Consider the following 14,885-nt stretch of genomic DNA (forward strand, 5'->3'; position numbering starts at 1 on the left):
CGATGGCCACGGCTCACGGCCCGTACTGGAGCGGCATGAGTATCCACTGGGTCAGCCGGGACACCACGACTTCCCGCGAGGGACCGTCTCCCTGTGCATTTGCGCGGCTCCACTTCTCCGTCACGGAGTTGACCATCCCGACGACGGCCCTGGCCCAGTAGTCCAGCATGAGCTCGTCGTCCATCGACGTCGCCTCAAAACTGTGGGGGACCGATCGCAGAGACGAGATGAGGAGCGCGGCAATGTGGTCGGCGAAGTGCCCCAACGACGCCGTCGGAGCGTCGTCGTTCGTGGTCCTCGACCATCCGAGTCCCGCTTGAGTGGTCACGAATTCGTGGATCGCCGGCGAGCGCTGGACCATCGTCAGGTACACATCGATCATTCGTTCGACGACGTCCTGCGGCGTCGAACCGCTCTTGGCCGCCTGAGCGATCTTCGGTTCGATGCCGGCCAGCAGAAACTCTCCCAGAGCCTGGCTCAGGCCGGCCTTGTCGGTGAAGTACCTGTAGAAGACGGATTTTGAGGTTCCGGAATGCTGTGCGATCTCTTCCATCGAAGCTTGCGGTCCGAGCTTGTGGATGGCCTTCCGAGCCTCGCGCAGGAGTTGACGGCGACGTACTCGGCGGTGCGAGTCCCATCGCGCAACTCGTCCGTCCCGGTTGCTTGCCGGAGACGGCGACCTTTCGCGGTCATCGATGTTCTGTTCGGTGTTCACGATACGCAGAGTATCAGGTACTCTTGTCTTTTGTAACCCCAATCACAAGGGCTGCACGTGTTCGGTCATGACCTGCGGTAAACAAGGGCAGGGGCCTCGAACGGCGGCACGCCCCAACAAAGATCCGGAGGATCCATGTCCCAGGCCTACGTACTCGGCGGCAACCGAATTCCATTCGCACGCTCCAATGGGGCCTATGCGTCCTCGAGCAATCTCGAGATGCTGACCACCGCCTTCGACGGACTGGCTGCCCGTTATGGGCTCGCCGGTCAGCCGTTGGGCGAAGTGGCCGCCGGGGCCGTGCTCAAGCACTCGAAGGATTTCAACCTGACGCGTGAGGCGGTGCTGGGCTCGGCCTTCGAGTCCTCGACACCCGCATACGACGTCCAGCAGGCCTGTGCGACCGGGCTCGAAACGGTCTGGGGGCTGAGCAACAAGATCAGACTCGGCCAGATGGACTCGGCCGTTGCCGGCGGCGTCGACTCCGCATCGGACGCACCGATCGTGGTCTCCGAGGGCCTTCGTCGCAGCCTTCTCGAGCTGGCCCGGGCCAAAACGCTCAAGCAGCGCCTGGCCGCGGTCTCGAAGCTGCGCCCCGCGGACATCAAGCCAGCGGCTCCGACCACCGGCGAACCCCGCACCGGGTTGTCGATGGGGGAGCACCAGGCCATCACCACAGCGGCCTGGGAAATCTCGCGGGAGGATCAGGACGAGTTAGCTTTGGCCAGCCACAAGAACCTCGCGGCGGCCTACGAGCGCGGATTCTTCGACGACCTGTTGACGGGATTCCGGGGACTGGGCAAGGACAACAACCTGCGCGCCGACTCGACACTCGAAAAACTGGGCGGGCTGAACCCTGTCTTCGGTCGGAACCTCCCCGAAGAAGCGACGATGACGGCTGGCAACTCGACGCCGCTGACCGACGGCGCATCTGCCGTCCTCCTGGGCAACCGAGAGTGGGCGGACGACCACCAGCTCACTCCGCTCGCCCGCGTGGTCGATGCACAGACCGCCGCGGTCGACTTCGTCCAGGGTGAAGAAGGTCTGTTGATGGCTCCGGCCTACGCCGTCCCCCGTTTGCTCGAGCGAAACAACCTCGAGTTGAAGGACTTCGACTACTACGAAATCCATGAGGCATTCGCATCGACGGTCCTCTGCCACCTCAAGGCCTGGGAGTCGGAAGAATTCGCTCGCGAGAAGCTGGGCCGACAGACCGCGGTCGGAAGCATCGATCGGAGCAAACTCAACGTCAACGGCTCCTCTCTGGCGGCCGGACACCCCTTCGCCGCCACGGGCGGACGGATTGTGGCCACGCTCGCCAAGCAATTGCACGAATCGGCTCAGGAAACGGGCAAGGCCCAGCGCGGTCTGATTTCGGTCTGTGCCGCGGGCGGACTCGGAGTGACGATGATTCTCGAAGCAGATCAGCCCACCCGGTAGAAGAGCGACCCGAACAGGGAGGATATTGCGACAAATGAAGGACTCATACGCACAGATCGTGAACTCGTCCGTCGGCAAGAAAGTCGCGGGGGCCCTCGGCCTTCCGCAGCCGGTTGAGCTCCGGCGCTATGCACCGGGCCAGGACCTGCTGAACGACCGGAAGGTCCTCGTGGTCGGCGGGCAGAGCGCCGACGGACTCGCCGAAACGCTGCTCGATTGGAACCTCGAGGTCCGGAGACATCCCGAGAGCCGGACACGCTACGGGGCGATCATCGCCGACTTCACCGATGCGGCGACGCCGGCCGATCTCCAGAACGGAGCGTTGGCTGTCGGGGCCGCGCTGAGGAGCTTGGGGGCATGCGGGCGAGTGATCGTGCTCGGCCGATCCACGGACCATGAGGACGACGAGTCGTCACCCGAGCTGGTGGCGACCCAGAAAGCGGTCGAGGGGTTCATGAGGTCCCTCGCCCACGAGATGCGCAAGGGGTCGACGTGCAACCTGCTGAAGCTCGCCCCCGAGCTCGGCCCGGAGCACGAGAGCGTCCAGGGGCCCTTGAAGTTCCTGCTGTCCGCTCGCTCGGCCTACATCAGCGGCCAACCCTTGTCGGTCGACCCTGCCAAGCCGCACACGGTGGAAGCCGACGCGCCGGTGGACGGCAAGGTGGCCCTGGTGACGGGCGCCGCCCGCGGAATTGGTGAAGCCATCGTGCGGCGCCTCCACGACGACGGTGCGGAGCTGATTCTGGTTGATGTCCCGGCGGCGGGCGAGGCGCTTTCGAAGGTTGCCAACAGCGTCAACGGCGTTGCCCTCCAGCTGGACATCACCCAGAAGGACGCAGGATCGAAGATCGCCGAGGCGGCCCGCAAGCACTTCGGGCACCTCGACATCGTGATCCACAATGCGGGCATCACCCGGGACAAGATGCTTGCAAATATGGACGAGAACAAGTGGGGGTCGGTCCTCGCGGTCAACCTGGCCTCGCAATTGGCGATGAACCGCCAGCTCTTGGACTCCGGAGCGCTCGGCCCGAATCCCAGGGTCGTTTCCTTGGCGTCGACGAGCGGTATCGCCGGCAACCGCGGACAGACCAATTATGGTGCGTCCAAGGCAGGAATCATCGGATTGGTCTCGGCCATGGCCGTCGACTTCGCGCAAGCGGGAGGAACGGTCAATGCGGTGGCCCCAGGTTTCATCGAGACCGAAATGACCAAGGCCATGCCGACCGTGACCAGAGAGGTCGCTCGGAGGCTCAATTCGCTGCAGCAAGGCGGCAAGCCGGAGGACGTCGCTCAGGCCGTGGGCTTCCTGGCCTCGAACGCCGCGGCCGGAATCAACGGTCAGACCTTGCGTGTCTGCGGTCAATCCATGGTGGGAGCGTAATGAAGATTCCTCGCATACCGATCAAGGACAGCAGGGGCCGCGGCGCCAAGGGCGGATTCGCCGATGCCGTTCGGGACAAGGCCGGACCTGCGGGCATGTACGTGAACATTCTGGGCAAGGAAGCAACCTCCCTCGTCGGCAGGCGCCGAACGGACCGCAAGGGCCCGAGCGACGCCGCCATTCCGAGCCCCGCCTCGTTGCCTCCTGTCGAGCGCCGCATTCGCATTGCCGCGACCCACGACGCCGCATTTCGGAGTGTCGTCGCAGCCAGGGAGGGGGAGTGCGCCCACGGTGGGTATCTGCACGCCGTGACGTTCCCGATTGCGATGGAACTGATGTCCAAGAAATCATTCCCGCTCCCTCTTCTGGGCCTGATTCATCTCGAGAACTCGGTGACCCAGCATCGGCCGGTCACGTTGGACACCACGGTCAAGGTCAGGGTCCGAGTCAAGGAATTCGGGAGTCACCGTCGGGGGACCACCGTGCGAATCCTGGCCGAGATCTGGGACAGCAGCGGCGAGCTCGCCTACACGGACGAGTCCCTCTATTTGTCGAAGCAGGCGTCTGGAGGAGCGGAGAAGTCGCATCGCGCGACAGCATCCGGAAATTCTGCTCGAGATCACAGGCCGGATCCCAGAGTCGGACTGACTCTGATCGGCCAGTGGCGGTTGCCCTCGACCACGGGTCGCGCCTATGCCAAGGTTTCGGGTGACGCGAACCCGATTCATCTGAGCAATGCCTCGGCGAAGCTGTTCGGCATGAAGGGCGCCATCGCACACGGCATGTATTGCGCGTCGCGGGCTCTGAGCCAGGTGACGTCCGATCCCTCGGCCCCCTGCGAGTGGACCGTGGAATTCGGCGCGCCCGTGCAGTTGCCCTCGACCGTCAGCATCTGGCGTGATCTGTCCTCCGAATCGTCCGGCACGCGCACGCTATTGCGCGGCGTCGGCCCCAAGAAGAGGAAGAATTTCGAGTTCTCGTGGCAGAGCGCAGGCACCTCCGGCTGACCGGAGGAAACAGGGTGTGACAACTGTCACCTTGCGTGGGCTATTCAGGATTTGCGCAGGCCTGAGGCATCAAGTAAGTTATTACTCGTTGCCCGGAAGCAAGCTTCCGAGATCACCTGCGCGGGTGGCGGAATAGGCAGACGCGCTAGCTTGAGGTGCTAGTCCTCGTATTAGAGGGTGGGGGTTCAAGTCCCCCCTCGCGCACCACGGAACCGGTTCGTCGTTCAACTCTCATGGTTGAGCGGCGAACCGGTTTTTTCGTTGTTCGAGCGTGTTCCGACGTCGCATGCTCCATCGACAGGTTCCCTCGTGCTGGCAGTGGGACCGGTGGCCGAGCTCGTGACCGGGTGCGATGTGACCAATCCACGCCCTTCCAAGGCGGTGTTTCCCCGAGGGGGAAAGTCGGATAGTTTAGATGCATGACTACCGATCCGCGCGTCGCGCTCAACTCGCTCATCCAGGCCTTCGAAGAACATCTGACTGCCCTGGCCGCCAAGCGCGGCGAGCAGGACACGGCCGTCGAGAATGCCTACTTGGGCATTGCGGACGCGTTCGAGGTCTACGAGGACGCCATCTACGTCGCCTACAACGAGGTCACACCCCTCGAAGTCTTCGTCGAGGACGAGGATGAGGACGACGAGGATGAGGACGAGTTCGATGAGGACTACGAGGACCTCGACGAGAACGAGGACGACGACCTCGACGAAGACCTGGACGATATCGAGGCGGAAGACCTCAAGTAGCGTTTTCGCACGTGGGAGCCGCCTGAACGGAATCGGCAAACTGGCTGTAACTTCACCCACAGCCGGCAATGACTGACACGGTAGCCACCGCCTTTTGGGTAAAGTCGAACCGTGGCATGGTTTCAAGCAATTATTCTCGGCCTTGTTCAAGGCCTGACAGAGTTCATCCCGATTTCGTCATCGGCGCACATCAGCATCGTGGGGCAACTCCTGCCGAATGATCAGGACCCAGGATCGGCCTTCACGGCGGTGACCCAACTGGGCACCGAATTGGCGGTCCTGCTGTTCTTCTGGCGTGACATCGTGCGCATCATCTCGAGATGGTTCGGTTCCCTGTTCGGAAGGGTGGACAAGTCCGATCCTGACGCCAGGATGGGCTGGTTCATCATCATCGGTTCGATCCCGATCGGAGTCCTGGGCCTGCTTCTGCAGGACTACATCGACACCGAATTCCGGAGCCTCTGGATCACGGCGACGATGCTCATCGTCTTCGGCGTGTTCCTCGCGATTGCGGATCGGATCGGTCGGGAACAACTGGAGACCAAGGATCTGACGGTCAAGCACGGCATCTTCTACGGCCTCGGTCAGGCACTGGCTCTGATCCCTGGGGTGTCCCGCTCGGGCGGAACGATCATGACCGGCCTTTTCATGGGATACACCCGTGAAGCCGCTACCCGGTACTCCTTCCTCCTCGCTATTCCAGCCGTCTTTCTGTCCGGCCTCTACAAGTTGGCCACGTCGCTGACCGATGGCTTCGACGATTACTACTCCGTGGGTCCGACTCTTCTCGCCACCGTTATCGCCTTCGTCGTCGGCTACGTGATGATTGGGTGGTTGCTCAAGTTCATCTCGAACCACAGCTACAACATCTTCGTCTGGTACCGGATTGTCCTCGGCGCCGTCGTCTTCGCGCTGTTGGGCACGGGAGTGCTCTCCGCCTGATTCCGCCCCGCAACGCTGCACACGTCTTCACTGAAAGGTACATATGCGCGCCTGGTCCGCCCCCGAAATTCCAGCGCTCCACGACAGAGCCCCCGTACCGTCGATCTTCGACTCCCGCCTCAACGAAATCGTCGGACTTCCCCGGGACACCGACTCGGCAAGGCTCTATGTTTGCGGGATCACGCCTTACGACGCGACCCACATGGGTCACGCGGCCACGTACGTGGCTTTCGACCTTCTGAACCGTGCGTGGCGCGATGCGGGGTACCAGGTCACCTTCGTCCAGAACGTGACCGACGTCGACGACCCCTTGATTGAGCGGGCAAAACAAACCGGTGTCGACTGGAAAGCTTTGGCCGAGGACCAGACGGATTTGTTCAGGGCGGACATGGAAGCGCTGTCCGTGATTCCTCCGGAGCACTACATCGGAGCGACCGAGTCCGTCGACTGGATCGTCCCGTGGGTCGAACAAATGGTCGACGACGGCTTGGCCTATCGGGCGGAAGGGTACGTGGACGCTGAGGGGACCGAGCATCCTGCCGGGGATGTCTACTTCAGCGTTCGCAAGGCAGCAGACACGCACAATGACCCCGCTCGCTGGTATCTGGGGTACGTGTCCAATTATTCGGAGTCCGACATGGCCCCGTTGTTTGCCGAGCGCGGGGGAGACCCTGACCGTCCTGGCAAGCACGATCCTTTCGATGCCCTCTTGTGGAGAGCTCACCGCGAGGGGGAGCCCGAATGGGACGGCGGCCCTCTCGGACCCGGGAGGCCCGGCTGGCACATCGAGTGCACCGTGATCGCCGAGAAATACCTGGGTATGCCCTACACCGTGCAGGGCGGGGGCAACGATCTTCGCTTCCCGCACCACGAGATGGGTGCAGGGCATGCCTTCGCGATGACCGGCGAGCTCATGGCCGAACACTATGCTCACACGGGAATGGTCGGGCTCGACGGCGAGAAGATGAGCAAGTCCAAAGGCAACTTGGTGCTCGTTTCTTCCCTGCGTCAGCAGGGCGTCGACCCGGCGGCCATCAGGTTGGCGATCCTGTCCAACCATTATCGGGCCGACTGGTCGTGGAGCGAGGCCTTGCTGGCGGAGGCCACCGAGAAGCTCGCCCGGTGGAGGGAAGCGCTTCGACAGGAACCGACGGAACCCGAGCCGGACACGTCACCGAGCGATCGTTTGGTCTCCGATGTCCGTGACGCACTGGCGGACGACCTCGACGCGCCCTCCGCGGTCCGAGCCATTGACGGGTGGGCCTCGGCCGCCCTGTCCGGGGAACCGGCAGGCAGCAGGGACGACGTCGCCGCCCTCATCACCGCCCGCCTGGGCATTGCGGTGTGATGACTCATGACTTCGGCTGACGGGCTCTCCCTCGGGCGCATCGCGGGCATTCCCGTGCGGCTCTCGCGGTCATGGTTCCTTCTGACTCTTCTGATCGTTTTCGGCTACGGCAGTTTCCTCTCGTCCAGATTCCCGTGGCTGGGGCCGGGTGCCTACGGAGCTGCACTGGTTTTTGCCGTGTTGCTTGCGGTCTCAGTCCTGATCCACGAGCTGAGCCACGGTCTCACCGCGAAAGCGTTCGGGTGGTCGGTGGCCGGCATCAATCTGACCCTGATGGGAGGTCATACGACCTTCCCCTCGGGCCGCGCCAGCGCGGGCCGCTCGGCGCTGGTCTCGCTGGCTGGTCCGGTTTCGAACCTGGTTCTGGCCGCGATCGGGTGGGCGGTACTTGCCTGGGCCGACGTCGGGGGATGGCCGGCCCTGGTGCTGTACCTGTTGACGACGTCGAACGGTTTCGTCGGCATTTTCAATCTGCTGCCCGGCATCCCACTGGACGGAGGCTACGTTGTGGAAGCCCTCGTCTGGAAGGTCACGGGGTCACGGGATGCGGGGACGCGCGCAGCCGCCGTTCTGGGATTCGTTGCTTCGGCGGGCCTCCTGGTCTGGCTCGTGGCATCAGGCGCGTGGCACAGCCTGGGAATGATCGTCCTGACGGTCATGGTCGCCTTCATCATCCTGTCCGGCTCCCTTCAGGCGTACCGGAACATCGCCATGCGCAAGGCCGTCGGGACCCTCTCCGTGGCGGGACTGGCCAGGCCGACGGTTCCCGTCGACCGGATGCAGCCCCTGAGCGACTTCCCGTCCCTCCCGGATCCCAGGGCCGTTTTCGTCGTCACCGGAACGGACGGCAAGGGACTCGGTGTCGTGGATGGCCAGGCCATGATGGCCGCGGATGCGGCGGGAGACCTGTCTGCGACCGCGGAATCCCTCATGGTCTCCGTCGCGTGGGACAACCCGGTTCCGGGCAACCTGAAGGGACAGGCGCTCGTCTCCCAGATCGCCAGACTACCCGGGCGCATTTGGCCCGTAGCATCCTGGCAAGGACGCGGTTCGGTCCTGTTCGAGACCGACGTCATCGACGCCGTCAAACGCGGTCAGTCCGATCGGAACCACCCGTAGTCGCTGGCGGGGCGAGGTCGGCGACGATACCTCGTGAGACAATAGGCGACGATCCTCAAGCCCTACACCAGGAGATCCACTTCCATGGCCTCAGACACCTCGGCATCCCACGACGAAACGGCGACCGGCGCCCACAACCGGCGCGGTCCTTTCCGATCGGGAGACCGTGTCCAGTTGACGGACGAGCGCCGCCGAATGAATACGATCACGCTGGAAGAGGGCGGGGAATTCCACACCCACCGCGGTGTCCTGGTGCACGATGATCTCATCGGTCAGCCCGAGGGCACGGTGATCACCAATTCGGTGGGCGTCCAGTACCAGGCGCTGAGGCCCCTGCTGAAAGACTTTGTTCTCTCGATGCCTCGGGGCGCCGCGGTGGTGTACCCCAAGGACGCGGGCCAGATCATCACCATGGCCGACATCTTCCCTGGGGCCCGCGTCATCGAAGCCGGGGTCGGATCCGGTGCGCTCAGCATTTCGCTGCTCCGCGCGATCGGCGACACCGGTCACCTGCGGTCCTTCGAACGTCGCGAAGAATTCGCGGAGATCGCCCAGGGAAACGTTGAAACCATGTTCGGCGGACCCCACCCGGCCTGGAGCCTCACGCTGGGGGACCTCGCCGAGCAACTGGGGGAATATGAGGCCCCGGGCACGGTCGACCGAGCGGTCCTGGACATGTTGGCCCCCTGGGAATGCGTCTCGGCGGTGGCCACCGCGCTCGTTCCCGGCGGCGTCGTCATCTGCTACGTCGCCACGGTGACCCAGCTTTCCCGGGTGGCAGAGGCCTTGCGGGCTGACGGAAGGTTCACCGAACCGGAGTCCTTCGAGACCATGGTCCGTGGGTGGCACGTCGAAGGCCTTGCGGTTCGCCCCGATCACCGAATGGTTGCGCACACCGGCTTCCTCATCTCCGCACGGAGGCTCGCGGACGGATCGGGGCGGCTTGCTCCGAAACGACGTGCGTCGAAGACGGAATTCACCGAGGAGGACATGAACGCGTGGACTCCCATGGCATTGGGTGAGAGAAATGTTTCCGATCGAAAATTGCGGCGGGCTGCGCGAGATGCTCGCAAGCTTGCCGATCGCGCCGCGGACCAAGGCCACGATGCGGACCCGAGTGGAGACTAGCCTGCCCTCAGTGCCATGCTTGATGCATGGCCGAGTCTGACTCCACAGTGAACCAACGAGATTTCGAGATGACCCAGCGACAGGTGAACACGTTGCGCGACCAGCGCACGGAGCTGAACCGCCGCCTCAAGGACACCACGGACCGCAACGAGAAGCTCGTTCGTGCGCTGGAAAACGCCAGGGGAGACATCCAGCGCCTGAAGCAGGTCATCGCCCAGGATCTCGAGGCGCCCATGAACCAGGCCAAGGTGGTGAGCGTCAACCGCAGAAACCTCTCCGCGGCGTCGATGGCGGAAGACGCTCCTCCGCTGATCGCCACGCAGGAGAGTCTCGACGTCGTGATGGGCGGACGTCGCGTCCGGGTCCCGGTGAGCCCGGTTCTGGACATTGAGGACGTCCAGGTGGGTATGACCGTGCTGTTGACCGAAACCGTGGGCGCCTGCGCCTGTGTGGGTTTTCAGCAGACCGGCGACATCGCGACAGTCCGCGAACTCCTGGGACACGAACGGCTCGTCCTGGGGACGGGGTCGAATACGCAGGTCGTCGTTCTGCGTTCCGGCCAACTGGCCCACCAGGAGATCAGAGTCGGCGACGCCGTCGCCTACGACCCCTCCAGCGGAGTCGCCCTGAGTATGGTTCCCAAGACGGACGCCGAGGATCTGGTGCTGGAGGAAACTCCGGACGTGTCCTACGAGAATATCGGCGGTCTCTCGTCCCAGATCGAGCAGATTCGTGACGCCGTCGAATTGCCCTTCCTTCATCCGGACCTCTACCGCGAATATGATCTCAAGCCGCCCAAGGGCATTCTGCTGTACGGGCCGCCAGGAAACGGCAAGACCATGATCGCCAAGGCCGTGGCCAAGGCCCTGGCAGATCGCATGACCGGGCAGAAGCCTGACGGGACGCTCCGCGGATACTTCTTGAACATCAAGGGGCCGGAACTGCTGGACAAGTTCGTGGGCGAAACCGAACGGCAGATTCGCGCCATCTTCTCCCGCGCCAGGGACAAGGCCACGGCGGGCAATCCGGTGGTCATCTTCTTCGACGAAATGGAATCCCTGTTCCGCACGCGGGGCGCGGGGAAGTCCTCGGACGTGGAGACGACGATCGTTCCGCAACTCCTGGCCGAGATCGACGGAGTCGAGTCGTTGGACAACGTAATCGTGATCGGCGCGACGAACCGTGAGGACATGATCGATCCCGCCGTCCTGCGCCCCGGTCGCCTGGACGTCAAGGTCCGCGTGGACCGCCCGGACTACCAGGGCACGGCCGAAATTTTCGGCCTCTACGTTCATCCCGGACTCCCTCTCGAGGAGCAGGAGCTTGCCCGCCACGCGGGCGACAGGGACGCGACGGTCTCGCGTTTGATCCATGAAGTCGTGGCCGAGATCTTCTCGAGGGACGAGGACCGGCGCTACCTGGATGCCGTGCTTGCCGACGGGCGCCGTATCACCACATACTGGTCGGACTTCCTGTCCGGAGCGCTGATCCGGAACATCGTCGATCGTGCCAAGAAACTCGCGATCAAGGACTACCTGGACCACGGGCGCCGGGGCCTGAGCCTCGAGCATCTGAGGACCAGTGCCCGCGACGAATTCGAGCAGCAGCGTGACTCCGCATCCCGTGGAGACATTGAGGACTGGCTGAACTACATCGGATATTCGGTCCCGCTGACGGGCATCGAACCGCCTGAAAGCGGTACGCGCGCTCGGGAGGACGAGAGGGCGGCGTCGTGATTTTCGAGCGCATCATGGGCACCGAAACCGAATACGGCGTCGTGTGCCCGTCCAAGCCATCGGCTCACGAGACGGTCCTCTCGACTCTCGTGGTCGATAGCTATGAGGACGCCGCGGCGGAAGCCGGATGGGACTACGAATCGGAGAGCCCTCTGGAGGACGCCCGGGGCTACAGCATGGGCGCCGCAGAAGCCCACCCGAGCCAGCTCACCCACCAGGGACATGTGTTGACCAGCGAGGACGTCGCGCGGGAGCTCTACGAGGAATCCCCGGACATGCTCAGCCCAGCGTTCTGGGACAGGGCGGTCATGAACCGTGTCCTCCCCAACGGTGCCCGGTTGTACGTCGACCATGCGCATCCGGAGTATTCGGCTCCCGAGACCACCGACCCGTGGGCGGCGACCGCCTGGGATCTCGCGGGAGACCGCATCGCGGCAGCGGCTGCGGCGTCGGTGACGGACCGATACGGTTCGAGCTGGCCGGAACCGATCAACCTGTACAAGAACAACACCGACAACAAGTCCGTCTCCTACGGTGCCCACGAGAACTATCTCGTCCCGCGCAGCCAAGACTTCCAGAGTCTCGCCAGGGACTTCATCCCGTACCTGGCCACACGCCAGGTCATCGCTGGTGCGGGCCGTGCCGGTATCGGCGCGGACGGAGTGCGGCCCGGCTTCCAAATCAGTCAGCGTGCGGATTTCTTCGAACGGGAGATCGGTCTCGAGACAACGATTCGCCGGCCCATCGTCAATACCCGGGACGAGCCGCACGCGGATTCCGACAAGTACCGCCGTCTGCACGTCATCACCGGGGATTCCAACCTCGCGCACACCTCCGTCCTTCTGAAGCTCGCGAGTGCGGCCGCGGTGCTCACACTCATCGAACACGGTTGCGCACCTGACCTCCGACTCGCCCGGCCGGTTGAAGCAATGCGTATTGTCAGTCATGATCCCGACCTCCGGGCGACGCTCGAACTGCAGGACGGACGTCGCATGACCGCGGTCCAGATGCAGCGCTCCTACGCGGAAGCCGCTCAGGACCTCGCCGACCGCGAAGGGTGGGACTCGGAGTCGAGCCGCAAGACCTTCGGAATATGGTTCGAGGTGCTCGAAGGGTTGGAGAAGGACCCCCTCTCACTCGCCGACCGTTTGGATTGGGTCGCGAAATATTCTCTGATTCGCCAGTACGAGGCGCGCGGCATCGGCGTCGATCATCCGAAGATCCAGGCGCTCGACCTCCAGTATTCGGATCTGCGTCCGGAGAAGAGTCTCTACACCAAGCTGGAATCGCTCGGACGGATCAGAAGACTGATCGAACCGGAGCGGATCGACGCCGCCGTCTCGACGCCGCCGGAAAACACCCGCGCGTATCTGAGAGGAAAACTGATCGGCCGCTGGCCCCAGCAGGTCGTATCGGCCGGCTGGGAGGTCCTGTCCGTCAAGGACCCGAGCACGGACAGAACCCACCGATGGCTCATGGACGAGCCAACGAACTGCACCAGCGAGCAGGTTCAGCACGTGCTCGAATCGAGCAACAACGCGCATCAGGCGCTGAGCCGCATCGGTCTCCGAAGAATCCCCTGATCAGAAAGGACCACAGACATGGCACAATTTCGTGAATCCTCGCAAGACCGTCAGCAGAACCAGGCACGTGAGGAGGACCAGGAACTGATCGGCGCCCAGCAGCCGGTCGATCAGGGTCTCGTCAACGACACCGACGACATCCTCGACGAGATCGACAGCGTCCTGGAGGAGAACGCCGAGGACTACGTGCGCGGTTTCGTCCAGAAGGGCGGCCAGTAGGCCCCATGGAGCAACGAATCTTCGGTATCGAAACCGAATTCGGTATCCGGTACTCAATGACCGGAATGGGGCAGCTCGGCCCGGAGGAGGCTGCGCGCAAGCTGTTTCGTCCCGTCGTCGAGTGGGGGCGGTCCTCCAACGTGTTCCTGGAAAATGGCTCGCGTCTCTATCTTGATGTCGGGTCCCATCCGGAATATGCGACCGCTGAGTGTGCGGATCTGACTGATCTCGTCCGCCAGGACAAAGCAGGGGAGCGGCTCTTCGAAAAGCTCGCAGACCAGGCCGAGGAAGCCCTCAACCGGCAGGGGCTGGAGGGCAAGCTGTATCTGTTCAAGAACAACGCGGATTCGGCCGGCAACTCCTTCGGATCCCACGAGAACTATTTGCTCTCACGCAAGGCCGAATTCTCCAGGCTCGTGCGGTTCCTGGTTCCGTTCCTGGTGAGCCGACAGTTGGTTGTCGGTGCGGGCCGTGTCCATCCGTCGGGTCCTCCCCAGATCAACGGCGCGCCGGAAAGCGGACAACCTTCATACTCCTTCTCCCAGAGGGCGGACTATGTGTGGGAGGCGGCTTCCTCTGCCACCACGCGATCACGACCGCTCATCAACACGCGGGACGAACCGCATGCCGATGCTGCGCAGTATCGCCGCCTTCACGTGATCGTGGGGGACTCGAACATGTCGGAGACGACCACCTTGGCCCGAGCCGGGATGACCGACCTCATCCTGAGAATGATCGAGGACCGGCAGGGTCTGGACGATCTCGAGCTGGCGAACACCGGTCAAGCGCTCCGAACCTTGTCCCACGACCTGACCGGGCGGACCACCGTCGAGTTGAAGGATGGCCGGAAGATGTCCGGCCTCGACCTGCAGAGGCTGTATCTCGACGCTGCGGTTTCCTACACGGATCAGCAGGGGGCACCTCGCCCGGAGACCGAATACGTCCTGGACCTCTGGGGTCGCACCCTGGACGCGATCGAAACGCAGGACACCTCGGCGATTGATACCGAAATCGACTGGGCCATCAAGAAAAAGCTCCTGGACCGGACCGCAGAGAAGCTCGACGCCGACTATTCTCACCCACGCATCGCACAAGTGGATCTCGCCTACCACGACATCAAGCAGAACCGAGGAGTGTTCTACCTGTTGCAGGCCAAGGGGTTGGCCCGCCGCTGGGTCAGTGAGGAGTCCGTGAGCAGGGCGGAGACCGTACCTCCGGAGACCAGGGCTGCTCTTCGCGGGCGGTTCATCGCAGCGGCCCGTGCCGCGGGTCTGGATTACACGGTCGATTGGGTGCATTTCAAGATCAATCAGCAGATTGCGCTGTCTCACTCATGCCAGGATCCCTTCGCGACGGAGGACGCCGAGGTGGAAAAATCGATCCGTGCAATGCAGGACGCGACGCGCCGGGATCAACGGGCCATGCCGCCGTTGATCTGACCGGCCTCTTCGGCTGTGGCTCAGGTGTAATACAGTCATTCAGGGCGGTGGCACGTCACTCACGAGCTCTCACCGCTCACTCACG

At 63.4% G+C, this 14,885-nt stretch carries 13 protein-coding genes and 1 tRNA gene; 13 read left to right on the top strand and 1 reads right to left on the bottom strand.

Going from position 1 to position 14,885, the window contains the following annotated elements; all coding sequences use genetic code 11:
* Positions 1 to 13 precede the first annotated feature (13 nt).
* The gene (locus ACTSLZ_RS08180; protein ID WP_443094684.1) at positions 14 to 715 is read right to left on the bottom strand and encodes a TetR/AcrR family transcriptional regulator; all 702 of its coding nucleotides are present in this window, start codon (positions 713 to 715) and stop codon (positions 14 to 16) included.
* Positions 716 to 850: 135 nt separating this feature from the next.
* Here ACTSLZ_RS08180 and ACTSLZ_RS08185 point away from each other — a divergent pair, with 135 nt between their 5' ends.
* From ACTSLZ_RS08185 to pafA, 13 genes are all read left to right on the top strand, one after another.
* Entirely contained in the window at positions 851 to 2,155 is a 1,305-nt protein-coding gene (locus ACTSLZ_RS08185) for an acetyl-CoA C-acetyltransferase (protein ID WP_129314366.1), read from the top strand.
* A 34-nt stretch (positions 2,156 to 2,189) separates the two neighbouring features.
* A complete protein-coding gene (locus tag ACTSLZ_RS08190) occupies positions 2,190 to 3,536 on the top strand; it encodes a 3-oxoacyl-ACP reductase (RefSeq protein WP_443094685.1) in 1,347 nt (448 codons plus the stop codon).
* Positions 3,536 to 4,543 (top strand): MaoC family dehydratase, encoded by a 1,008-nt coding sequence (locus ACTSLZ_RS08195; RefSeq protein ID WP_443094686.1) that lies wholly within the window; start codon positions 3,536 to 3,538, stop codon positions 4,541 to 4,543. Before ACTSLZ_RS08190 ends, ACTSLZ_RS08195 begins: the two co-directional genes overlap by 1 nt.
* A gap of 118 nt (positions 4,544 to 4,661) precedes the next feature.
* Positions 4,662 to 4,750, top strand: a tRNA-Leu gene (locus ACTSLZ_RS08200).
* 212 nt (positions 4,751 to 4,962) lie between these two features.
* Positions 4,963 to 5,286, top strand: coding sequence for a hypothetical protein (locus tag ACTSLZ_RS08205; RefSeq protein WP_129314369.1), 324 nt, complete (start codon positions 4,963 to 4,965; stop codon positions 5,284 to 5,286).
* A 111-nt stretch (positions 5,287 to 5,397) separates the two neighbouring features.
* Positions 5,398 to 6,228, top strand: a complete 831-nt coding sequence (locus tag ACTSLZ_RS08210) for an undecaprenyl-diphosphate phosphatase (protein ID WP_129314370.1) — start codon at positions 5,398 to 5,400, stop codon at positions 6,226 to 6,228.
* A gap of 43 nt (positions 6,229 to 6,271) precedes the next feature.
* The gene (gene mshC, locus ACTSLZ_RS08215; RefSeq protein WP_443094687.1) at positions 6,272 to 7,576 is read left to right on the top strand and encodes a cysteine--1-D-myo-inosityl 2-amino-2-deoxy-alpha-D-glucopyranoside ligase; all 1,305 of its coding nucleotides are present in this window, start codon (positions 6,272 to 6,274) and stop codon (positions 7,574 to 7,576) included.
* 6 nt (positions 7,577 to 7,582) lie between these two features.
* Entirely contained in the window at positions 7,583 to 8,695 is a 1,113-nt protein-coding gene (locus tag ACTSLZ_RS08220) for a M50 family metallopeptidase (protein ID WP_443094688.1), read from the top strand.
* Between the two features lie 84 nt (positions 8,696 to 8,779).
* Positions 8,780 to 9,823, top strand: a complete 1,044-nt coding sequence (locus ACTSLZ_RS08225; RefSeq protein WP_178979823.1) for a tRNA (adenine-N1)-methyltransferase — start codon at positions 8,780 to 8,782, stop codon at positions 9,821 to 9,823.
* A gap of 68 nt (positions 9,824 to 9,891) precedes the next feature.
* The gene (gene arc / locus ACTSLZ_RS08230; RefSeq protein ID WP_443094689.1) at positions 9,892 to 11,559 is read left to right on the top strand and encodes a proteasome ATPase; all 1,668 of its coding nucleotides are present in this window, start codon (positions 9,892 to 9,894) and stop codon (positions 11,557 to 11,559) included.
* Positions 11,556 to 13,142, top strand: coding sequence for a depupylase/deamidase Dop (gene dop, locus ACTSLZ_RS08235; RefSeq protein WP_321201023.1), 1,587 nt, complete (start codon positions 11,556 to 11,558; stop codon positions 13,140 to 13,142). The genes arc and dop overlap by 4 nt, the downstream gene beginning before the upstream one ends.
* An 18-nt stretch (positions 13,143 to 13,160) precedes the next feature.
* Positions 13,161 to 13,361 carry a ubiquitin-like protein Pup gene (locus ACTSLZ_RS08240; protein WP_129314375.1) on the top strand — a complete coding sequence of 67 codons (201 nt, stop codon included), beginning with the start codon at positions 13,161 to 13,163 and terminating at the stop codon, positions 13,359 to 13,361.
* Between the two features lie 5 nt (positions 13,362 to 13,366).
* Positions 13,367 to 14,800, top strand: a complete 1,434-nt coding sequence (gene pafA, locus ACTSLZ_RS08245) for a Pup--protein ligase (protein WP_443094690.1) — start codon at positions 13,367 to 13,369, stop codon at positions 14,798 to 14,800.
* Positions 14,801 to 14,885: the final 85 nt, after the last annotated feature.

The organism is Rothia koreensis, from assembly GCF_052232265.1.
Classification (GTDB): domain Bacteria; phylum Actinomycetota; class Actinomycetes; order Actinomycetales; family Micrococcaceae; genus Rothia; species Rothia koreensis.

Coding starts and splice junctions, on each gene's coding strand:
- ACTSLZ_RS08185 (WP_129314366.1), top strand. CDS start 851: ATGTCCCAGGCCTACGTACTCGGCGGCAACCGAATTCCATTCGCACGC.
- ACTSLZ_RS08190 (WP_443094685.1), top strand. CDS start 2,190: ATGAAGGACTCATACGCACAGATCGTGAACTCGTCCGTCGGCAAGAAA.
- ACTSLZ_RS08195 (WP_443094686.1), top strand. CDS start 3,536: ATGAAGATTCCTCGCATACCGATCAAGGACAGCAGGGGCCGCGGCGCC.
- ACTSLZ_RS08205 (WP_129314369.1), top strand. CDS start 4,963: ATGACTACCGATCCGCGCGTCGCGCTCAACTCGCTCATCCAGGCCTTC.
- mshC (WP_443094687.1), top strand. CDS start 6,272: ATGCGCGCCTGGTCCGCCCCCGAAATTCCAGCGCTCCACGACAGAGCC.
- ACTSLZ_RS08220 (WP_443094688.1), top strand. CDS start 7,583: ATGACTTCGGCTGACGGGCTCTCCCTCGGGCGCATCGCGGGCATTCCC.
- ACTSLZ_RS08225 (WP_178979823.1), top strand. CDS start 8,780: ATGGCCTCAGACACCTCGGCATCCCACGACGAAACGGCGACCGGCGCC.
- arc (WP_443094689.1), top strand. CDS start 9,892: ATGACCCAGCGACAGGTGAACACGTTGCGCGACCAGCGCACGGAGCTG.
- ACTSLZ_RS08240 (WP_129314375.1), top strand. CDS start 13,161: ATGGCACAATTTCGTGAATCCTCGCAAGACCGTCAGCAGAACCAGGCA.
- pafA (WP_443094690.1), top strand. CDS start 13,367: ATGGAGCAACGAATCTTCGGTATCGAAACCGAATTCGGTATCCGGTAC.